Below are 21,708 nucleotides of genomic sequence, written 5' to 3'. Positions count from 1 at the left end.
CTCGGATTAATTACGAGCTCACCCATACTATGCAGTACGCTTTCGGGGCATGAACGCAGTACTCATCGCCGTCATCGTCATGCTCGCGCTTGCCCTCCTGCGCGTGCACGTGGTGGTGGCGCTTTTCATCGGCGCGATAGTCGGCGGCCTTATATCCGGCATGGGCCTCGATGCCACCATGGTTGCCTTCCAGGACGGGCTCGGCGGCGGCGCCAAGATTGCCTTAAGTTATGCCCTCTTGGGCGCCTTCGCGATGGGTGTTGCCTCCGCCGGGCTGCCGCAAATCTTGGCCAACTTTCTCATCGCCAAGCTCGGCGGCACCGGCGAATTAGATCCCAAGGCCGCGGCCACCACAAAGTGGATGCTCGTTCTTGGCCTTATCGCCATGGCCGTGATGAGCCAGAACCTCATCCCCGTCCACATTGCCTTCATCCCGCTGCTTGTCCCGCCGCTATTGGCGGTGATGAATAAGCTCAAGCTGGATCGCCGCCTTATCACCACGTGCCTGACCTTCGGCCTTATCACCACCTACATGTTCATTCCGGTGGGCTTCGGGTCCATCTATTTGAACGATATCCTGCTCTTCAATATCGAAGAGGCTGGCCTGGATACCTCCGATATCAATATTATGCAGGTCATGGCCATCCCGGCCCTGGGCATGCTCACCGGCCTGCTCATCGCCATCTTTTTCAGCTACCGCGCCCCGCGCGAGTACGAGGACCGGCCCATTGCCGCCGAAGAGCACCAGGAAACGCCCTCGCGGTATAAAATCTGGGTTTCCATCCTGGCGATTATCGCCACCTTTGCCGTCCAAATCATCATGCAGGCGCTCGATTTCGAGTCCGATGGCCTGCTCGTCGGCGCCCTGACCGGCCTGGGCATCTTGCTCATTTCCGGCGCGGTGGATTGGAAGCACGCCGATGACGTATTTACCAACGGCATGAAAATGATGGCCCTTATCGGCTTTATCATGATCACCGCGCAGGGCTTTGCCTCAGTCATGACGGCGACAGAGGAAGTCGGCCCGCTTGTCGATGCCACCGCCAACCTCTTTGGCACCAATAAGTTCCTCTCCGCAGGCGCCATGCTTTTGGTCGGCCTAGTGGTCACCATGGGCATCGGCTCGTCCTTTTCCACCCTGCCGATTATCTCCGTTATCTACGTTCCCCTGTGCGCCTCGCTTGGCTTTAGCCCCGCGGCCACGGTCGCGCTCATCGGTACGGCAGGCGCGCTTGGCGATGCCGGCTCCCCCGCCTCCGATTCCACCCTCGGCCCCACCGCCGGCCTCGGCGCCGATGGCCAACACGATCACATCCGTGACTCCGTCATCCCCACCTTTATCCACTTCAATATCCCACTTCTTATCGCCGGCTGGGCGGGCGCGCTCATGCTCTAAATGCCACACTTCTCACGGTGCCGTTGGCACTCATTCTCGACTACGGTGGGAGGGGTACACATTGCCAATGCGCTCGTCGCCAGAAAGGCCAATTGCCATGGATATCACCGCATCGTCCCAGTGGAAAGACCTGGTCAAGGTATATGAAGAAAAGCAGGACATGCGCCTGCGCGAACTCTTCGCCGCAGACGCAAACCGCGCCGAAAACTACACCTTCGACGCCGCAGGCCTGCACGTGGATTTATCCAAAAACCTCATCGATGAAGACGTCCTCCAGCACCTGGTCGAGGTAGCCCGCGCCGCCGACGTGGAAGGCCGCCGGGATGCCATGTTTGCAGGCGAGCACCTCAACAACACCGAGGATCGCGCCGTGTTGCACACCGCGCTACGCCTGCCGGTAGAAGATGATTTGCACGTCGATGGCCAAGATGTCGCCGCCGATGTCCACGAGGTTTTGGGCCGCATGCGCGATTTCGCCACCGCCCTGCGCTCTGGCTCCTGGTTGGGGCACACCGGCCACACCATCAAAAAGGTGGTCAATATCGGCATTGGCGGTTCCGATCTCGGCCCCGCCATGGCCGCACAGGCCCTGCGCTCCTTTGAGGTGGCCGGCATTTCCGCGGAGTTCGTCTCCAACGTGGATCCCGCCGATATGGCCGCCACCTTGGACGGGCTCGATGCCGGCTCCACCCTCTTTATCGTCTCCTCCAAGACCTTTACCACCCAGGAAACCCTGACCAATGCGCACGCGGCCCGCCGCTGGCTCATCGAACAATTCGATGGCGATGAATCCGCCGTAGCCAAGCACTTCGTGGCCGTATCCACCAATGCGGAGCAGGTGGAGAAATTCGGCATCGATACGGATAATATGTTCCCGTTCTGGAATTGGGTGGGCGGGCGCTACTCCCTCGATTCCGCCATTGGCCTATCTTTGATGTGCACCATTGGCCCGATGGACTTCATGCGCTTGTTGGAAGGCTTCCACGCCATGGATGAGCACTTCCGCACCACCCCGCTAGAGCGCAATGTGCCCGTACTCATGGGCCTGCTGGGCATCTGGTACACCAATTTCTTCGGCGCCCAAACCCACGCCGTGCTGCCCTACTCGCAGGACCTCGGCCGCTTCCCGGCCTACCTGCAGCAGCTGACCATGGAATCCAACGGCAAGTCCGTGCGCCGCGATGGCACCGCGGTCACCACTGGAAATACCGGCGAGATTTACTGGGGCGAGCCGGGCACCAACGGCCAGCACGCCTTCTACCAGCTCATGCACCAGGGAACCCGCCTCATCCCAGCGGACTTCATCGGCTTTGCTCGCCCCAAGGAGGACTTCCCCACCGCGGACGGCACCGGCTCGATGCATGACCTGCTCATGGGTAATTTCTTCGCCCAAACCAAGGTGCTGGCCTTTGGCAAGACGGCCGAAGAAATCGCTGCCGAAGGCGTGGAGGAAGACCTTGTGCCGCACAAGGTGATGCCGGGCAACCGTCCCACTACCACGATTATGGCCGAGGAACTTACCCCTACCACCCTGGGCGCGCTTATCGCGCTCTACGAGCACATCGTCTTTACCCAAGGCATCATCTGGGATATCAACTCCTTCGACCAATGGGGCGTGGAGCTGGGCAAACAGCAGGCCAATGACTTGGCCCCCGCCGTCTCCGGCAGCCAAGAGGTAGATTCCGGCGACCAGTCCACCGATAAGCTCATCGGCTGGTACCGCGCCAACCGTTAGCTCCGGCCCGCGCCCGGGGCATACGCCCCAGGCTCTAGCGTAAAAGTGTCCAAAACAACCGCGTTCTTGAAAAATCTGCCCTCAAATTCAGACAAACGCGGTTGTTGTGGACACTTTCGTGCCTAAGCACCACAGATCACTAAAGCGCCCAGCCGCGGAGCAACGTGTCGCTTCGGGCCAGGCGCTCTCAGGCGAGGTGAATTTACAGCCTCACCATGGGCTGCCAACCGGACGGGATATTCTTCGAGCTCACAACCTTGCGGCCGAACGGGAAGCAGGTCACTGGAATCATCTTGAGGTTGGCCCAGGCAACGGGGATACCGATGATGGTAATCGCCTGGATGACGGCGGTAACGACGTGGCCGATGGATAGCCACAGGCCAGCGATGACGAACCAGATGACATTGGAGATGCCAGACATCCCGCCGGTGCCCTTGCGGGGCTCCACCACGGAGCGGCCGAACGGCCACAGCGCGAACTGGCCCATGCGGAACGAGGCCACACCCGCCGGAATCGTCACGATGAAGATGCAGGCGATGATGCCAAAAAGGAAGTAGCCCAGCGCAAGGACGATGCCGCCGGAGAGTAACCAGATGATATTAAAAACAAGATTTAGTAGTGATCGCATGCCCGCCAGCTTAGCGCGAAAAGCGTAAAGGAACCTTAGAGCGGCTGGCAGTGCGGGCAGAACCAGATGATGCGCTCTAATTCACCTTCGTCCCCACCGCGGTCAACGCCGCCCAAAGAATCCTTCTGAATGATGGTGCCGCAGCGCCGGCAGCGCTTGCGGTTGCGCCCAAAGACATAGGTAGTCTCCCCGGCCCGGCGCACGCCGGTGGTCACGCGGATGGGCGAGTTCCGGTTGGCCCACATGATGCGCTTGCCGATGTCCAATACCTGTTCCACATCCACCTCTGCCACCGGGGCGGCCGGGTGAACGCCGGCGAGGAAGCAGATTTCGGCGCGGTATTCATTGCCAATGCCTGCCACGATCTTCTGGTCCAAAAGCGCCGTGCCGATGCTGCGCTCGGGTCGCGCGCGCAAACGGCGCACCGTCTCTTCGCGATCCCAGTCGGGGTCCAAGATATCCGGGCCAAGGTGGTTGATGCGGCTAAAGTACTGATCCGCATCGAAGATATCGACAAAGCCCAACCAGTGGCCTACGAGCTCAATATCGCGCGGTGAATGGGACAGTTGCAGCACGATGCGCGCGCTATGGCCGGGCTTGCGCCAGCGGTCGCCGGCGTAGTGGATGGCCCAGGTGCCCTCCATTTTTAGGTGGGTGTGCACGATGGTCTGGTCGAATTGCATAAAGAGGTGCTTGCCATAGGGCCACACGCGCTCGCAAATGGTGCCGGTGAGGTCAACGGTGGCGTGCTGCGGCACGCGCACGGAACAGCCGGTGACCTCGCGCCCAGTCATAAACTGCAGGCGGCGCGAAAGTTGTAGGACGGAATCGCCTTCGGGCATGGGGGCTGGCCTCCTTCCGTCGGACTCAGACACAGTGGCCCCACCAAAATACACCTGCGGGCGTGTAGCGCTAGCGACGGTACCCGCCGCGCGGGCGGAAGCCACCAGAATTGCGAGGTGGCGGGGGCGGAGGCGGATCGTCGAAGCTGAGCTCCTCGATGGCCTCGGAGGCACGCCTGCCGCCGCGCAGGCCGCCACGCGAATCACCGCGAAAATCCTCCGGCGAGCCGTCCTTCGCCCCGTGGCGCGGGACCCGCGGCGGCGCGGCGCGACCGACAATGCGCACGCCCTTCGGGGTGATTCCGGCCCCCAGCGAGCGCAGGATGCTAGCCGCCGGGGTGTGGTGGATGGGGTTGCCATTGCACTTTTCAATCACCAGGGGCGACATGTGCCCGGCGGCGATGAGTTCTACGAGCGCGGACAGGAGGCGGGCGTAGACGTCGGTGGTCTCGATTCCATCGGGCAGGGCGTCGATAAACGTGGTCAAGGTCTTGCCGCCGCGGGTGAGGTGGGCAATGGGGAGGCCATCGCACAGCACGACCAGTGCCCCGGCGGAGCGGGCCGGCCCGCCGGTGGCTTTGCCACCCGCATCATCGCGCTGCGGCCAAGGCAGCGCCGCGCCGTAGGGGTTGGCGGGATCCACGGCGGCGAGCACGAAGGTCTCTGGATCGGTGGTACCAGACGGCCAGCCGGTGACATCGGGGGAATCCGCTAGGCCACGGAGGCGATCGATAATGGCCGGGGTGGAAAATTGCGCGGCACCGAGATCTTCGATGACATAGCCGCGCATGGCCTTGCCGGATTCCTCAAAGCCGGACAGGACCTTATAGGCCAGCGCGAAGCCGCCGAGGACGTCCTCGGCCACCACGGAGCCGCGGGTGACCACGCCGTAGCGATCCAGCCAGGCCTCGCCGTGCGCCACGGACCGCGAGGTGGCGTCCTGGGCGGCAGGCACCGCCAGCGACCAGCGGCCGAGCATATCGGGCGGGGTCTGGCCGGCTCCTCCGTTGGCGTTCTGGGTCTGGGCAAACGAGGTGCGGCCCATGCGCAGCCGCGAGCGCGTGGGGCGCCGCTTGGAGCGGTGGGCCGTAGAACCGCGACTGGCGCGGGAGGCCCCTCGCCCGCCTGCCGATAAGCGCGTGCGGATGGGAGCGAAGGAATCCGGGCTGGCCAGGCCCATTTCCACCAGCCCCCAAAGGGCCTCGCGGGTTTCCTCGGCGGTACCGGGAACCTCAGCAGCGATATCAGAAAAGAGGAAGCCACCGCCGCGTTCCAGCACGCTTAAAATAGCGCGCTGCAACATGCTCACGCCCTCCGAATCGGTTTCGGGGGCGAGCTGGGCGGCGTAATCGGTGGGCAGGAGCATCACCCACGGGTCAGCGGCTCCGGCTTTTCCAGCGCCGACGATCATCACTTCACCATTGGCGGTCAGCTCATCCAGCATGCGCGGCGAATAATCGCCCACGCGGGCGGGCAGGATGATGGACTCCCAGGCCGAGGCGGGAAGGCGTACCCCGGCGAGCTGTTCGAGGGCAGAAAATACGCCATCAGCACCGCGGAGTGCGGGCCGCTTACCAGCGGGCGCGATGCCGTGCCATTCTGGGAGGAACCGGGCGAAGGCGGCGCCGGAGACGGGCTCGGTATCCGCGCGCGCGGCCGCGAGCGAGCGCGAGCGGATGGTCTTTAGAACCTCGGCGGCGCAGTACTCTTGCTCATCGATGCCCTGCCGGTAGTGACCCTCCACAATCGAATCCAGGCTAGCCAGAGTGGTGTGTGCTGCGGAGACGGAAATGCCGAAGGCAGCGGTTAGGTCCGCGAGCACGAACGGGCCGCGAGTGCGCGCCCAGCGGCTGATGAGCTGTGGGAGGGCATCGGCAAGCGTGGCGACCTGGGCGGGGATGCCGGGAGGGATGGGGATACCGAGGGCATCGCGAAGCAGCGCCGCATCCTGGGACTGGGCAAGGTGCTCGCGCCCGCCGATGCGCACCCGCATAATCCGCGAGCCCAGGTTATCCAAGGCGGCCAGGGGAACATCCGTATGCTCGCCCAGCTCTTCGACCGGGATGGGGCCCAGCACGCGCAGGAGATCCGCGACTTCCTCGGTGGTGCGCGCCCGGCGCGAGGGTGCGGTGCGCTGCAGTTGGGTATGGACCTCGTCGATGATCGCGGGATCCAAAAGCTCGCGCAGCTCTACAGTGCCCAGCAGCTTGGCCAAGAGCGCTGGGTCAAGGGCGAGGGCCGCCGCCCGCTTTTCCGCCAGCGGGGAATCGCCCTCGTACATGAAGGCGCCGGTGTAATTAAATAGCAGCGAGGAGGCAAAGGGCGAAGGCTGCTCCGTGGTGACCTCCGCGATGCGCACGCGGCGGTGCCCCAGATCGCGCATGACCTCCTGCAGCGCCGGGACATCGTAAACGTCCTGCACGCACTCGCGCACCGTTTCCAAAATAATGGGAAAGGACGGGTACTTGCGGGCAACATCCAAAAGCTGTTCGGCGCGCTGGCGCTGCTGCCATAGCGGGGCGCGCTTGCCGGGATTGCGGCGGGGCAAAAGCAGCGCGCGGGCCGCGCACTCGCGGAAGCGGGAGGCAAAAAGGGCGGAATTGCCCACCTGCTCGGCTACGACATCGGCAATATCGTCGGCGTCGAAGGCAAAAATGGTGCCATCGGGATCGGCCTCGCCCTCGGGCAGGCGCAGCACGATGCCATCATCGCCGGCCACCGCCTGCGGGTCCATGCCGGTGCGCTCGCCCACCCGCGCGCCTACCGCCAAGGCCCAGGCGGAGTTGACCGGCCGGCCAAAGGGCGTGTGCAGCACCACGCGCCAGTCCCCCAGCTCATCCTTGAAGCGCTCGAGCACGAGCGTCTTTTCATCCGGAATAACCCCGGTGGCCTCCTGCTGTTCGCGCAGGTAGGACAAGATATTGCTGCGGGCATTCTCATCAGCATCCGCGATAATGCTCGGGTCCGTATTTACCTCGCGGCGGTACTCGCCCAAGGCCTGGCCCAGCTCATAGGGGCGCCCGGCGCCATCGCCATTCCAAAATGGTAGCCGGCCCGTATGCCCCGGCGCGGGCGTGACTAGGACTTGGTCGCGGGTAATCTCCTCGATGCGCCAGCTGGTCGCGCCCAGGGTAAAGACATCGCCCACGCGGGATTCATAAACCATCTCCTCATCGAGCTCGCCCACCCGGCGCGGGGCCTTCCCGGATTCCCCACCGCTATAGAGGAAGACGCCAAACATTCCCCTATCCGGGATGGTGCCACCACTGGTCACGGCCACGCGCTGCGCCCCCGGCCGCGGGGTCATCACGCCGGATACGCGGTCATAGACCACGCGGGGTTTTAGCTCCGCAAAATCCGTGGATGGGTACACGCCGCTGACCAGATCGATGACGGAATCATAAACCTCGCGGGCCAGTTCGCGGTAAGGATGGCTGCGCTTGACGATGTCATACCAGTCATCCGCGCTTAAGCCTTCCTCGCCCGCTGCGGCCACCGCCGCCACGGTCTGCTGCGCGAGCACGTCCAGCGGATTGCGCGGGGTATGCATCTTCTCGATCATCCCGCCGCGCATGCGCGCAACCGTTAGCGTCGATTGCACCAGGTCCGCGCGGTGCTTGGGATAAAACGCGCCGTGCGATACCGCGCCCACATGGTGCCCGGCGCGGCCCACGCGCTGCAGGCCTGAGGCCACCGAGGGCGGCGATTCTACCTGCACCACCAAATCCACCGCGCCCATGTCAATGCCCAGCTCCAGCGAGCTCGTGGCCACCACGGCCTTCAGCGTGCCTTCCTTTAGCATCGTTTCCGTCATGGCGCGCTCGTCCTTGGACACCGAGCCGTGGTGCGCCCGTGCGATGACCGCCGGCGCCTTGCCCGCAACGTGCGAATGCGCCATCAACTGGGCGGGATCGCGCCGGGTCTCGGGAGAGAGCGAATCCGGGTCATATTCCTGCGCGTATAGCTCGTTAAGCCGGCTGGTCAGTCGCTCGGCGCTGCGCCGCGAATTCACAAAGACCAGCGTGGAGCGATGCGCCATGATGTCCGCGTAGAGGTCTTGGGTAATAAACGGCCAGATGGAGTTCGCGGTGGGCAGCGCGGTGTCTTCTTCCCCGCCGAAGTCCTCCCCACCGAATTCTTCCCCGCCGTCGCCGCTGCCTTCCGGCCCGCCGGTAATGCCGATGGCATCATCGACGGTGAGCTCCCCGATGGTCGAGCCCGCCTCCGGCGTAGGAAGATCCGACATATCCTCTACCGGCACGCGCACATCCAAGTCCCACTTCTTGTGCGCTTCCGGCGCCACGATTTCCACCGGGCGGTTGCCGCCTAAGAAATCCGAGACGGCCGAAAGCGGGCGCACCGTGGCTGATAACCCAATGCGTTGAAAATCCCCCGCAATTTCTTGCAGGCGCTCCAGCGTCAGGGCGAGGTGGGCGCCGCGCTTGGTGCCGACCAGCGCGTGGATTTCATCGATGATGACGGTATCGACGGTTTTCAAAATCCCCGCCGCCTTTGAGGTCAGCATCAAATACGCCGATTCCGGGGTGGTAATGAGGATATCCGGCGGCTTGCGCACCTGCCGGGAACGCTCTGCCGAGGGTGTATCGCCCGAGCGCACGCCCACGGAAATATTCGGCGCCTCCAGGCCCAGCTTTTCCGCGGTGCGCGCAATGCCGGTCAGCGGCGCCCGCAGGTTATTTTCCACATCCACGCCCAGCGCTTTGAGCGGCGAGATATACAACACCCGCACCCCGGTAGCGGAGCCAGCAGCATTGCCTACCGGCAGGGCCAATTGGCCTTCGCGTTCTACCAGGTTATTTAGCGCCCATAAAAACGCCGCGAGCGTCTTACCGGAACCAGTGGGGGCAACCATCAGGGCGTGATCCCCGCGGGAAATCTTGTCCCATGCCTGGGCTTGTACCGCGGTGGGAGCGGCAAAAACATCCTGGAACCACTGCGCCACTTGGGGGCGAAAGCGCTCGAGGATGTTTTCTGGCATGACCACACTCTAGTCCCCGTTGTAATGTGGGCACCATGACCGTCGAGATTTCTGATTCCCGCCTGACCAATTCGCTCGCCCAAGGCTGCGGCGAGATTTTAAAGGGTGTGCGCAATGGTGGCCTGCTACGGGGCCTTTCGCTTGGCGATGCCGGCGATGACGCCGCCCAAGAATGGATCGCCCGCGTATTAGAACAGCACCGGCCCGGCGATGGCGTGCTTTCTGAAGAGGCCTCCGATGACCTTGCCCGGTTAAAAAAGAAGCGTGTCTGGATCGTGGATCCGCTTGACGGCACCAAGGAATTTGCCACCGGCCGCCAGGACTGGGCGGTACACATCGCCCTCGTTGAGGACGGCACCCCAGTCCACGCCGCGGTGGGCCTGCCGGATTACGGCGTGACCTTCAAGTCCTCCGATGTGCGCGCCGTCGCCGGCCCGCTATCCAAGAAATTCGTCATCTCCCGCAACCGCCCGCCCAAGGTGGCCGGCTACATCGCGGAAAAGATGGGCTATGAAACCGAGGGCGTCGGCTCCGCTGGCGCTAAGGCCATGCACGTGCTGCTGGGTGATTATGACGGTTATATTCACGCCGGCGGCCAATACGAATGGGACCAGGCCGCCCCGGTAGGCGTTGCCATGGCAGCCGGCCTGCACTGCTCCCGCCTCGACGGCAGCCCCATCACCTTCAATAACGAGGACACCTTCATCCCCGATCTGCTCATCTGCCGCCCCGAGCTCAAAGACGAGATTCTAGAGCACGCCGCGGCCTTTGCCGAGGAGAATGGCGGATTTTAGAGCCCTAACTCATCGGCGAGCCGCGACACAGCGCGGGCATGGAACTCAGCGAACTCGCTCAGCGTATCGCGCCCTAGGTAGCCGAAAACCTCGGCGTTGATCAGCCCGATGATCCTCACCCAAGCCTCCAACGCCATTTCCATGGCGTCCGCGCTGAGCTCGGAGCCCATATCTTTCGCGGCTGCATCCATATCTGCATCCAGTTGGCGCGATCGCTGCCCCAACGACGCGACCGTAGACTGTTCTAGCAAGGCGGCGAGGCGGCGGCTAACTTTGGTACCCGCTGCTATCGTCTCGGCAGCTGGCGCTTGATAGCCCACAATCGGGGTGCCGTAAATCAGCCCCCACCGTTGCGGAAATTCAAGGGCCCACTGCCTCATCGCACCTACGAGGCCAATGAATCGCTCACGCGGTTGCGCACTCGGATCATCGCGCCGCACCACTGCCCCATCAAGGGAGTCAAAAGCATCAACAATGAGGAGAGTAATAAGGCTCGCCCTATCCGGTACGTAGCGGTAAATACCAGAAGGGACGATTCCTAGCTCACGGGCTATGGCCCGTAGGTTCAGCGCCTCTACACCACCACTAGCTAGTTGCTGCCGTCCCAGCTCGATGATGCGGGTCATCGTCTGCTCTCGGGCGCGCTCGCGTGGGGTTTGTGCCATGGGAAAACTATAGCAACTCACAAAAGAGAGCACTGCTCTTGCTTTCAGTGGCCCCGCCCTATACTTTTAGAGAGCACCAGTCACTAATATGAATAGGACTCCGGATAATGAAATACCTTATCACTGGCGCTGGACCCGTTGGCCGTGCGGTTGCCCGCGAACTCACCGCCCGAGGCCATGAATGCATCATCATGAATCGCCACGGTTCCACACTCGACCTAGGCCCACACGTACAGCACATCACCGGCGATGCCACCCAAAAAGAGTCCTATCCCGCAGACGTCGACGGCATTGTCCACTGCATCCACGCAGCTTATAACGTCGAGGCATGGCGTACGCTCCTCATCCCCGCTGAGGACACAGCCCTCCACATCGCCGCCGAACGCGCCATCCCTATCGTCTTTCCAGAATCCATCTACGGATTCGATCCGAGCTACAAATCGTTTTCACCCGGTACCCCTTTAACCACATCCAGACAAGGAAAACCCGGTGTGCGCGCTGCGCTCATCAATACTCGCCTCGCTTCACCTGCCCGCACCGTATCGGTGGTGGCCGCAGATCTATTTGGCCCGGATTCTGGCCCGGGGTGCGTGTATCACCAACTGATCATCGGCAAGCGCATTCCCCTCGCGCTCTTCAATGCGCATACCAAGCATTCGGTTACCTACCTTCCGGACTTTGGCCGCGCGCTTGCCGATGCCCTCCTTGACCCCACCAGCCCACCTATCATTTCCGTACCCTGCGCCCCTGCAATTACCCAAGCGGAGTTCGCACATCTCGCAGGCTGCCGGCACTCGCCCATAACGCTGCGTCCGTGGATGCTCAAGCTTGGCGGGCTCTTTAACTCCGATCTTAATGGGCTGTTGGAGATGCGCTATCTGTGGGAGCGCCCCTCCATCTTGAGTGGTGCCGACGCCCAGTGGGAAGCTACCCCGATCGAGCAGGCACTGCGAGAAACACTTCGCGCAAGCAGTCCCACTACCAGCGCCGACAGGAAATAAAAACTCCAACTATCCCCATGGCTTTCTAACGTTCTACACTGGGGCACCATGAGTGATACGTCCACCGCCTCTAGTGCCACTATCAAAACCCCGTATGAGGATCTCCTCCGCCGCGTCCTCGAATCAGGCACGGCCAAAGGCGATCGCACTGGCACCGGCACGCGCTCCATTTTCGGCGCACAGCTGCGCTATAACCTGGCGGAATCCTTCCCGCTGCTGACCACGAAGAAGGTCTACTTCCGCGGAATCATCGGCGAGCTGCTGTGGTTCCTGCGCGGTGATTCCAATGTGAAATTCCTGCAGGATAATAACGTGCGCATTTGGAACGAGTGGGCCGATGAGAATGGCGATTTGGGCCCGGTCTACGGTGTGCAGTGGCGCTCCTGGCCCACCCCGGATGGGAGCCACATCGACCAAATTCAGCAGGCGCTCGATACTCTAAAGAACAACCCGGACTCGCGCCGCAACCTGGTCTCCGCGTGGAATGTATCTGAGCTCGACCAGATGGCGCTTATGCCTTGCCACCTGCTCTTCCAGCTCTACGTGGCCAATGACACGCTGTCGCTACAGGTCTACCAGCGCTCGGCGGATATGTTCCTGGGCGTGCCCTTCAATATTGCCTCCTATGCGGCGCTGACCCACATGTTTGCCCAGCAGGTCGGCCTCAAGGTGGGCGATCTCATCTGGACCGGCGGCGATTGCCATATCTACAACAACCACGTAGAGCAGGTACAGCAGCAGCTGTCCCGCGAGCCGCGCGAGTACCCGCAGCTTAAACTCAACAAGGCGAAGGACCTCTTCTCCTATGACTTCGCCGATTTTGAGGTGCAAGGCTACGACCCGCACCCGGCCATCAAGGCGCAGGTGTCGGTCTAATGCTCGGCGCGATCTGGGCGCAGTCCCTGGACGGCATCATCGGCGATGGCGCGCAGATGCCCTGGCACGTGCCGGAGGACCTCAAGCACTTCAAGGACGTCACCATGGGCGCGCCGGTCATCATGGGCCGCAAGACTTGGGAATCCCTCAACCCCAAGTTCCGCCCCCTGCCCGGCCGGGAGAATTACGTGCTCTCCTCGCGCGCGCCCGGTACGTGGTCAGCTGGTGCTACGGTGGGCAGGACGATGCCCGCGCTTGCCGATGCCTGGGTCATCGGCGGCGGCCAAATCTACACCGCCGCCTTGGACCAGGTGGACCGCATCGAGGTCACTCTCATGGGCGTAAACATCGGCGATATCTATGGCGAGGATGCCGTCTTTGCCCCGGATATCCCCGATACGTTCGGCTTGGCCTACAGCACGGATTGGCTTACCTCTGACAAAGGGCATTTAGAGCTTCCCGAGCAGCCGGCCAGCGAGCTACCCATGAAGTACCGCTTTTTAACTTACGATAGAAAGGACGCAGCATAATGACTGTACAAGCACCCGAAACCAATGCCGATGTCACCATCTTCTACGCCGACTGGTGCCCATTTTGCGCCAAGCTCATTAAGAACTTGGACCGCACCGAAACCCCCTACGAGCTCGTGGACGTAGAAGGCGATAACGCCGACGACATCAACGAGTGGATCAAGTCCGTCAACGACGGCAACCGCATCATCCCCACCGTCTTGTACTCCGACGGCACCCACGAGACCAACCCGCCTGCATCCTCCGTGCGCAACAAGCAGGAAGAGCTGGCAGGCGCCTAAACCCCATAGCTAAGGCTGCTTGCCCGACCTATACAAACGGCCGCGCACGCAGCCTTTTGGGGCGCACTCGCGCCGCACTGCTATGATGATCCGAGTTGCATGAGCAACATCCCCGCCCCAGTAGCTCAGGGGATAGAGCACGGCTCTCCTAAAGCCGGTGTCGGAAGTTCGAATCTTCTCTGGGGCACCAATTTGTACCCCTCTGACCTGCATCAGAGGGGTAGATTTTTCCACGCTTCTGCTTATTGACCCCGCGTACCAAAACACTAAGGTCGTCAAAATCGGTTTTGATACGGTTTAGTCATGAGCCAGACGCGTCCGCACAACATTGGCATCGTACTTTTTGATGGGTTCGAGTTACTCGATGTTTTTGGCCCCGCAGAAGTACTCGCAAATACACCAGGCCTTGAAGTCAACTATCTGTCAAAACATGACAGTCCGGTAAGCAGCGCTCAAGGGGTACGCATAGTTCCGACAATGCGTTTTGAATCTTTCTCTGGAGATACTCTGCTTGTGCCAGGAGGACGCGGTACACGCTCACTTGTTCAAGATCCAGAATTCCTCCGCCAGCTAACCGCCCTTGCAGGCTCGGCGGACATCATCACCTCAGTTTGTACTGGGTCAGCGCTACTCGCCGCCGCGGGCCTTTTAGAAAACCACACCGCTACCACAAATAAGAACGCGTTCGACTGGGTTAGAACGCACGGCCAGAAAATTGAATGGAAAAAGCAAGCTCGATGGGTCCACGACGGCAACCTCTGGACATCATCCGGTGTGGCGGCAGGAATTGATATGGCGGTGGCTTTCATTACTCACTTCTTCGGTGAAGAAACAGCATCCTCTGTCACCAATCATATTGAGCTCATCGTCAACAGCAATCCCGATAACGATCCGTTTGCTGTCTGATTTCATTCGGTCCAAGCATGCAGAGGCGGTACACCTTAGTTCCCTCATATCAATAAATAGTTATTTTATGATCCCTAAAAACCGCTTATCTGCATTCGCCCCCATTAAGGGTAAATCTTCAGATCAAGCTAGAAATACCTTATAAACAGTATTATATGTTTTAGGTAAGCCTTACTTTCCCTACTGTTCATGAATCGAGGTTTACCATGACCCAACAGTCCTCTACACCCGCACGGAATACAAGCTCATCCAGTGGGTCGACGGCACGTTTAAACACCAGAGATCTCATCAACGCTGGCATCTTTGCTGCACTTTACTTTGTAATCACTTTTGTAACCGGGATGGTTGGATTCGCAGGACCACAATTCATGTTCATTGGCTGGTTCATCGCGGCAATCGCAAATGGAATCGTGCTAGCGCTTTATGCTGCCCGCACGCCCAAAATGGGCGCTTTCACCCTTGTCGGCGGTATTAACGGATTAGCATTCATGCTCACCGGGCACTACTTCTGGACCTTGCTGGGAAGCATAATTCTTGGGTTTATCGCGGATTTGATTATCACAAAAGCCACCTCGGGATTGCTAAGTCCTTCCCTATTGCCTATGGCGTCTTCTGTGCCTGGGTTTCTTTGCCTTTTATCCCGCTAATTATGGATACGGACTCATACTACGTCGATATCGCAGACCAAATGGGCCAAGAATACGCCGATGCTATGTCGGATATCTTCCAGCCATGGACCATTGGAGTACTGGCCATTTGTGCGCTCATCGTCGGCTTTATCGGAGGAAAGGTCGGAGTTCGCGTCAGTCGCAAACACTTTGAAAGCGCTGGTCTCCTGTGAGCTTGGACAAACAGGGCGTGCTTCGTCGATCTTCAATCGATCCACGGACCGTGCTGCTTTCTGTTCTAGTAATCAATGCGGTAGCTCTCAGCCACGGCCACCTACCGACACTGCTGATTTCTATCGCCTTCAGCTCCATCGCACTAGCTACAGTAAAGCCACACTATGGTCTTATTTGCCTGTGCGCTTTTGCATTATCCTATCTAGGGTATTGGGGCCTATTACAGCTTCCTGGCTCCACATTTTTCGCTTTTTCGGCGGCAATTTTTTCGTGGCTAAGCCGTTTTGTCATCAGCATATCCATCGGCGCATTCGGCTTACTCACTCTCACACCATCCACGTTGACCTCAGCACTGCGGGACCTGCGTTTACCAGGCTGGGCCACCATTCCACCGGCGGTGTTCCTGCGCGTTTTGCCGATCATCGTGGCAGAAGCCAAAGCCATCCGCGATGCCATGGTCCTTCGGGGTCTCCAGCCTGGAGTAAAAAGCTGGTTCACACAGCCCACACAATCGTCCGCGATGCTGATCATCCCCTTGTTAGGCGCCGTCGTCCGCGCTGGTGATGAGCTCGCTGCCTCTGCTCTTGTCCGCGGATTGGGAGGACCCACACGCCCAACCACCACCGCCGATCTTTCCTTCAAGCTTGTCGATGCAACTGCAATAGCTGGGTTGGGCCTCGTTGTTGCCTCTGTCTGGCTTCCCACGGAGGTCCGCTTATGAACGAACGCAGTATCGCAACCAGTGTAAACGCCCACGAAGTTTCTTTTACATATCCATTGGGCGCTCGGCCAGGCATTCAAGGTGTATCTGATGTGTCTTTTTCTGTCTCTCCAGGACAGTGCCTACTGATTACCGGTGATTCCGGATCGGGAAAGTCCACGGTGCTCAAGTTGATCAACGGACTCATCCCCCATTTCAATCCAGGAGAGCTACTAGGCACCATCACTATTACAAAGGATGACCAGGCTTTTAAGCCTGCGGAAGAACCGCTCTCCCGCGCCATCGAGTTCAGCGCCTCAGTATTCCAGAATCCACGGACGCAGTTTTTCACTGAAAGCGTCAATGCAGAATTAGCCTTCGGGCTAGAAAACCTTGGTGTGGATCCCGCAGAAATTGAATCGAGGATTCAATCAGCGGTCGAGTTGCTAGGCATTAACGAGCTTCGGGGCCGGCGATTCAAAGAATTATCCGGTGGACAATTACAAACCGTGGCGTGCGCATGCGCGCTTGTGTCTCCGGGCAGTCTCGTGCTTCTCGATGAACCCACGTCCAATCTCTCCATGGAAAGCATCGATATTCTTGCACGCGTGCTACACCGCTTGAAGGAATTAGGCACAACGATCATTATCGCTGATCACCGCCTCTTTTTCTTAAAAGATATCGCTGACCAAGTTATTTACTTGACTCAGGGAAAAATAGCGCGGAGTTTCCACGCGCAAGAGTTTTATGCCTTAGACGAACCCGAACGCAAACAATTGGGGCTACGCAGCTTACACCACGTTCCCCTGCCCGCGAGCGTGCCGGCACCACCCACGCCCGAAAACGCCGATCCCCAGCGGAGCGGACTCGAGTTAAGCAATATCCGTTTTTCTTACGGCACGCATGAGGTGCTAAACATTGACCACGCATTTTTCTCCAGCGGCGAAGTCACCGCCTTAATCGGGTCCAACGGTGTTGGCAAAACCACCCTCGCCAGGATCATTTGTGGTCTTGCTTCTCCCAAACGCGGCGGTAGCCTCCGTTTGAACAGCAAACGCGTAGGAGCAACAGCTCGGAGGCGTAGCGCGTACATGGTGATGCAGGACGTTGGCCGCCAGCTATTCGCTGCCACCACCGAAGAAGAGGTCACGCTCGGACTGGCAAAGAAGAAGCGGGACCACATCGATGTCAACGAGATTCTCCATCGCCTCGATCTGGAAAAGATGGCCCAACGGCATCCGCAGTCTCTGTCCGGTGGGCAACGGCAACGCTTAGCCATAGCTTCAGCCCAAGCCGAGCAAGCAGAGGTCTACATCTTCGATGAACCTACCTCTGGAGTGGGCTGGCGCCAACTGCAATCCATCTCTGCGCTGCTTCGATCTCTTGCAGCAAGCGGCGCAGTGGTCATCGTTATCACCCATGACCACGAATTCATCCAAGAATCAGTCACCAGAATCATCGATATGACGGAAATCAATAAGAATCGAGAAAGAAATGTCTGAGGTAAAACAAAGTTCCACAGAATCAAGCGGAACCCACGCACCAGAATCACACGGTGCGTCACCGGAAGAAGAGGCTCGCGCAAAACAAAAAGCCGGCCAGGTTGCTCTAAAAAAGCTACTGGCCCCAGTACAAATAACCATCTACTTCGCACAGTTTCTCGCGCTTATATCCTCGGTACTCGCCGTAGCACCCTACGTCGCGTTGGTGGCACTGGGAAATGCTCTAATCGACGGCAATACTGATGACATCGCGTCCATTGTGAAATGGCTCCTTGCAGCATTTTTGGGCCAGCTATTCTTCTATTTCCTTGCCCTTACGATCACCCACTTCGCTGATGCAAAACTGGTGGGGATTAACCGGCGCCGAATTATTACCGCTATTGCGAAAGCACCACTCTCGTGGTTTAGCCAGACTAATTCCGGCAAAGTCCGCAAAGCAGTCGAGGACGATACGCTAACTCTGCACACCCTGACAGCCCATGCTCCTGTAGAGCAAGTTGCCGCAATCTTCACGCCTCTTGCGCTTCTAGTTTATGCCTTTATCTTGGATTGGCGCCTTGGCCTACTTTCTATTGCCACTGTGCCCATTTTCCTAGCAATCCAGGCGTATTCAATGAAAGATATGGGCACAAAAACTGCGGAAATGGACGATTATCTTGGAGAGGTTTCTGCCACTGCAGTGGAGTTCTCCGAAGGTATTTCCGTCGTCAAGGCTTTCGGCACCGTTGGCAAAGCCCACGCTCGGTACCGCGAAGCTGCTAAACAATTCGCTGACTTCTATTACGAGTGGGTACGTCCGCTTCTTCGCGTTAGCGCAATTTCAGAATCCGTGGTGGCGGTTCCCGTGCTCATCCTTATCAATGTAGGAGTCGGTTCTCTGCTAATAGCCGGGGACTATGTCACGGTTGCTGAAGTCATCGCCACAACATTGATTGCCCTGGTGATCCCGGGCACGATTCAAACCGTCGGCCGCATGATGTGGTCTTACCAGCTCGCTGGCAATGCGGCGTTGCGCCTTGATGAAGTCATGACAATTTCCCACGTGAAAGAAGGCCAAAAGAGCCTCGATGCCAGTAGTGAAGACATGGAGGTGGAGTTCCATAAGGTCAGCTTTAGCTACGCCCCAGACACACCAGTCCTCCAAGACTTTTCTGCGCAATTAAACGCAGGCACTGTCACGGCATTGATTGGCCCCTCCGGGTCTGGCAAATCCACAGCAGCAACGATGCTGGCGCGTTTCCAGGATCCAGATTCGGGCACAATCACTATCAACAACGTGGATATCCGTGATCTCACTTTCGACAGTTTGTACCGCACTGTGGCTTTCGTCTTACAAGATCCTCACTTACTGCGAATGAGTATTCGGGAAAACATTCGCCTTGCACGCCCAGAAGCTCGTGATGAAGAGATCTGGCAAGCAGCAGAGGCCGCGCACATAGCTGCTGATATTCGCGCTTTACCAGCTGGGCTCGACACCGTTGTTGGTGAGAACATCTCTTTATCCGGTGGACAACAGCAACGCATTTCTATTGCCCGGGCAATTATTACCAATGCCCCAATATTGATCCTGGATGAAGCTACTGCGGCAACTGATCCTGACTGTGAAGCAGAAATTCAAGCGGCTCTGGCCACACTCGTAAGAGACAAGACCGTCTTGGTCATAGCCCACAAACCGGAGTCAATCCAAGGCGCAGACCAAATAATCCGCCTCAAGCCTGTGAAGGATAATTCTCATGTCTAATGCCACCACGCCTGCTAGTTCGCGGCTTCGTGATCCGTTACTTACTCGCAGTGTCAAAAAGCTGCAAAGTCCTGTAGGTCATAAGCTCAATAAAAGGCATGCTTGTCTATCGCTTATCGTTGGCGTGCTTGACGGCCTCGCCGTTCTCACGCTCGTGCCACTTACAAAGGCACTCGATGGGGATACGACGATCGCACCATGGATGTGGACGCTTTTGGCAATTGCGCTCGTAGCTTTTGCGCTACGATTTTTCGCAACCATGGCCTCTTACCACACGGCCTTGGATTTCATCCGAACCGCGCACACGACTGTGGGCGATAAATTGGCAACGCTACCGCTCGGCTGGTTCATACCGGCTAATACCGGCGGGCTATCTCGTCTCGTCTCAGATCGTTTTATGGTGGCGGCCGAGACTCTTGCACATACTCAAGGCATGGTGTACCGCGATGGTGCAGCACTTATGACCCTGTTGGTTGGAGCGTGTTTCTGGAATCCGCGGTTGGGATTGGTCTTTCTAATCATCGCACCATTGGCGCTCGTGGTGATGCAGTTGGCTGCATGGATTCGTGAGAAAGCATCGAACCGCGCACTCGGGCCGAGTAAAGAGCTCTCCCAGCGCATCGTAGAATTTGCTAACCGCCAGCCGGCCTTGCGCGCGGCGGGAAAATCACAAGGGTTTGCGCCGCTTGAGCAAGCACTAGAAATCGATCATAAAGCACGGATACGCGAGCTATGGATATCCACATTAGCTTTGCTACTCAACGGCATAGTAGTGCAGATCTTCATCGTGGCTCTCATTATGGTCTCCGCGGATCTTGCCGTTGAAGGCACCCTATCGCCACTAGAAACAATTGCGATCATCGGAATCAGCTTGAGGTTTACCCGCACGCTTGAGCAGCTGGGCTCTTGTTTCGTCGGTTTAGACGCAGGCCGTATCGCGCTCGCAGAAACCGAGCTCATCACCGATGCCCCTTCCCTGCCAGAACCCACTACTCCGTGCCCAGGCGATGGTTCGGGAAGTGTAGAGCTGCGCAATGTCACGTTCGGATACGGAGATAAGCCGGTATTGGTCGATGTCGCCTTCCACGCCCAACCGGGCACCGTTACCGCCATTGTCGGCCCTTCTGGCTCCGGAAAGACCACAATTGCGCGCCTTATTTCGCGATTCTGGGATGTAGATTCCGGGGCGGTGATGGTTGACGGCGTAGATATCCGCGAGCTTGGAACCGAACAGCTAATGTCCAGACTATCCATGGTCTTTCAGGACGTCTATCTCTTTGATGATTCGCTGATTGCTAATATCCGCGTTGGTCGTCCCGATGCCTCCGATGAGGAAATCTTCCGTGCAGCTAATCTTTCAGGCGTGACTTCTATTGCCAACCGCCTAGGGTGGCATACTCCTGTTGGTGAAGGCGGGCGGCTTCTTTCCGGTGGTGAACGCCAGCGCGTATCTGTAGCTCGTGCGCTGCTCAAGCAAGCGCCGATTGTACTCTTTGATGAGGCTATCTCCGCGCTCGATGCAGAAAATGAGGCAAATATCCTTGCCGCAATGGACGAGCTACGGGAGAAGTCTACTTTTATCGTCATCGCCCACAAGCTGGATACAATCAAATCTGCTGATCAAATAGTAGTCTTGGATGAACACGGGCACGTCAGCCAACTTGGTACCCACGCTGAGCTTTCCGATGTCCCCGGTATCTACCGTCACTTCTGGCAGCAACGCAAAGCAGCACGCGGGTGGAAAATCAGTTCTGGACGCGATTAACGCGGGCACCGAGATCGGCATTGTTTGCGGGGGCACCCTTCTCCCCCGCAGCACGGCGCACCCGAAGTGCACCAACAAAGCCCAGCGCGAGGAATGCGGTGGCGGCGACGAGCGACCACTGCGCGGCGATGATCCAACCATTCGTATCCGGCCCCATAAACGAGACGAGGATAAGGACGCCGACGGCTTCCGAGCCGAGCCCGATGAGCACGGTGCCAGGCGCCTCCGTACCATACTGCGACGTGGCGGGCTGCCGCACTGGAGAAGAATGCACCGATTGCCATGGCTGACAGCGCGAAGCCTACGGTCGAAATCGCGAGCGCCACCGGAACCGGCGAAATGGCCGCGTGTTCTGACCACGTCCAGCTGAAGATACTGAATGAGGATTGGGGGTCCCACCAGCCAAGGCCGGGGCCCTCGATAATCGCGAATACCAGGACACCCAATCCGTCAGCGCACCACCGGCAAGCGGTCCGACCGCTGCCGCGCTGGAAATCACTGCGCC

At 59.1% G+C, this 21,708-nt stretch carries 19 protein-coding genes and 1 tRNA gene; 15 read left to right on the top strand and 5 right to left on the bottom strand.

All coding sequences use genetic code 11. The features are described from left to right. Nucleotides 1–49: 49 nt before the first annotated feature. Together ACP8IT_RS03920 and pgi are read left to right on the top strand one after the other, a co-directional pair. Nucleotides 50–1,396: a Na+/H+ antiporter family protein gene (locus tag ACP8IT_RS03920; RefSeq protein WP_237792107.1), complete on the top strand. Its 1,347-nt coding sequence runs from the start codon at nt 50–52 to the stop codon at nt 1,394–1,396. Nucleotides 1,397–1,493: 97 nt separating this feature from the next. Continuing rightward, nucleotides 1,494–3,131, top strand: coding sequence for a glucose-6-phosphate isomerase (gene pgi, locus ACP8IT_RS03915; RefSeq protein ID WP_474896366.1), 1,638 nt, complete (start codon nt 1,494–1,496; stop codon nt 3,129–3,131). A 202-nt stretch (nt 3,132–3,333) separates the two neighbouring features. Here pgi and ACP8IT_RS03910 read toward each other — a convergent pair whose 3' ends face one another. The 3 genes from ACP8IT_RS03910 to ACP8IT_RS03900 form a co-directional block, all read right to left on the bottom strand. Further along, nucleotides 3,334–3,759 carry a YccF domain-containing protein gene (locus ACP8IT_RS03910; RefSeq protein ID WP_278722712.1) on the bottom strand — a complete coding sequence of 142 codons (426 nt, stop codon included), beginning with the start codon at nt 3,757–3,759 and terminating at the stop codon, nt 3,334–3,336. Between the two features lie 35 nt (nt 3,760–3,794). After that, on the bottom strand, nt 3,795–4,601 hold the full coding sequence (locus tag ACP8IT_RS03905; protein WP_474897225.1) for a DNA-formamidopyrimidine glycosylase family protein: 807 nt from the start codon (nt 4,599–4,601) through the stop codon (nt 3,795–3,797). Between the two features lie 70 nt (nt 4,602–4,671). Next, the gene (locus tag ACP8IT_RS03900; RefSeq protein ID WP_474901767.1) at nt 4,672–9,600 is read right to left on the bottom strand and encodes an Lhr family ATP-dependent helicase; all 4,929 of its coding nucleotides are present in this window, start codon (nt 9,598–9,600) and stop codon (nt 4,672–4,674) included. 35 nt (nt 9,601–9,635) lie between these two features. On the opposite strand from ACP8IT_RS03900, the gene ACP8IT_RS03895 reads away from it, so the two are divergent. Next, a complete protein-coding gene (locus ACP8IT_RS03895; RefSeq protein ID WP_023017607.1) occupies nt 9,636–10,394 on the top strand; it encodes a 3'(2'),5'-bisphosphate nucleotidase CysQ in 759 nt (252 codons plus the stop codon). On the opposite strand, the gene ACP8IT_RS03890 is transcribed toward ACP8IT_RS03895, so the two are convergent. Then, complete coding sequence (locus ACP8IT_RS03890) at nt 10,391–11,059, bottom strand: TetR/AcrR family transcriptional regulator (RefSeq protein WP_490290437.1); 669 nt, start codon at nt 11,057–11,059, stop codon at nt 10,391–10,393. The two genes, ACP8IT_RS03895 and ACP8IT_RS03890, sit on opposite strands and share 4 nt — an antisense overlap. A 107-nt stretch (nt 11,060–11,166) precedes the next feature. Between ACP8IT_RS03890 and ACP8IT_RS03885 the strand changes: the two genes are divergently transcribed. From ACP8IT_RS03885 to ACP8IT_RS03830, 12 genes are all read left to right on the top strand, one after another. Continuing rightward, complete coding sequence (locus ACP8IT_RS03885) at nt 11,167–12,060, top strand: Rossmann-fold NAD(P)-binding domain-containing protein (protein WP_284641625.1); 894 nt, start codon at nt 11,167–11,169, stop codon at nt 12,058–12,060. A 48-nt stretch (nt 12,061–12,108) separates the two neighbouring features. After that, on the top strand, nt 12,109–12,936 hold the full coding sequence (locus tag ACP8IT_RS03880) for a thymidylate synthase (protein WP_284641627.1): 828 nt from the start codon (nt 12,109–12,111) through the stop codon (nt 12,934–12,936). Continuing rightward, on the top strand, nt 12,936–13,466 hold the full coding sequence (locus ACP8IT_RS03875; protein ID WP_284641629.1) for a dihydrofolate reductase: 531 nt from the start codon (nt 12,936–12,938) through the stop codon (nt 13,464–13,466). The genes ACP8IT_RS03880 and ACP8IT_RS03875 overlap by 1 nt, the downstream gene beginning before the upstream one ends. Further along, nucleotides 13,466–13,747 (top strand): glutaredoxin domain-containing protein, encoded by a 282-nt coding sequence (locus ACP8IT_RS03870; RefSeq protein WP_005279878.1) that lies wholly within the window; start codon nt 13,466–13,468, stop codon nt 13,745–13,747. Before ACP8IT_RS03875 ends, ACP8IT_RS03870 begins: the two co-directional genes overlap by 1 nt. A 114-nt stretch (nt 13,748–13,861) precedes the next feature. Then, nucleotides 13,862–13,937, top strand: a tRNA-Arg gene (locus ACP8IT_RS03865). A gap of 113 nt (nt 13,938–14,050) precedes the next feature. Further along, nucleotides 14,051–14,653: a DJ-1/PfpI family protein gene (locus tag ACP8IT_RS03860; protein WP_284641631.1), complete on the top strand. Its 603-nt coding sequence runs from the start codon at nt 14,051–14,053 to the stop codon at nt 14,651–14,653. Between the two features lie 206 nt (nt 14,654–14,859). Further along, nucleotides 14,860–15,300, top strand: coding sequence for an MptD family putative ECF transporter S component (locus ACP8IT_RS03855; protein ID WP_474901769.1), 441 nt, complete (start codon nt 14,860–14,862; stop codon nt 15,298–15,300). After that, nucleotides 15,282–15,494, top strand: a complete 213-nt coding sequence (locus ACP8IT_RS03850) for an MptD family putative ECF transporter S component (RefSeq protein WP_474901771.1) — start codon at nt 15,282–15,284, stop codon at nt 15,492–15,494. Before ACP8IT_RS03855 ends, ACP8IT_RS03850 begins: the two co-directional genes overlap by 19 nt. Next, entirely contained in the window at nt 15,491–16,216 is a 726-nt protein-coding gene (locus ACP8IT_RS03845) for an energy-coupling factor transporter transmembrane component T family protein (protein ID WP_284899921.1), read from the top strand. Before ACP8IT_RS03850 ends, ACP8IT_RS03845 begins: the two co-directional genes overlap by 4 nt. Continuing rightward, a complete protein-coding gene (locus ACP8IT_RS03840) occupies nt 16,213–17,697 on the top strand; it encodes an ABC transporter ATP-binding protein (protein ID WP_284630760.1) in 1,485 nt (494 codons plus the stop codon). The genes ACP8IT_RS03845 and ACP8IT_RS03840 overlap by 4 nt, the downstream gene beginning before the upstream one ends. Further along, nucleotides 17,690–19,438 (top strand): ABC transporter ATP-binding protein, encoded by a 1,749-nt coding sequence (locus ACP8IT_RS03835; RefSeq protein ID WP_302527178.1) that lies wholly within the window; start codon nt 17,690–17,692, stop codon nt 19,436–19,438. The genes ACP8IT_RS03840 and ACP8IT_RS03835 overlap by 8 nt, the downstream gene beginning before the upstream one ends. Then, a complete protein-coding gene (locus tag ACP8IT_RS03830) occupies nt 19,431–21,203 on the top strand; it encodes an ABC transporter ATP-binding protein (protein WP_490290436.1) in 1,773 nt (590 codons plus the stop codon). The genes ACP8IT_RS03835 and ACP8IT_RS03830 overlap by 8 nt, the downstream gene beginning before the upstream one ends. Here ACP8IT_RS03830 and ACP8IT_RS03825 read toward each other — a convergent pair. Further along, nucleotides 21,184–21,477, bottom strand: coding sequence for a hypothetical protein (locus ACP8IT_RS03825; protein WP_474896246.1), 294 nt, complete (start codon nt 21,475–21,477; stop codon nt 21,184–21,186). The two genes, ACP8IT_RS03830 and ACP8IT_RS03825, sit on opposite strands and share 20 nt — an antisense overlap. Nucleotides 21,478–21,708 lie beyond the last annotated feature (231 nt).

It is taken from the genome of Corynebacterium sp. LaCa_23, from assembly GCF_058182375.1.
The sequence above is the reverse complement of the archived record's forward strand: the minus strand, read 5'-3'. Positions and strand labels throughout refer to the sequence as shown.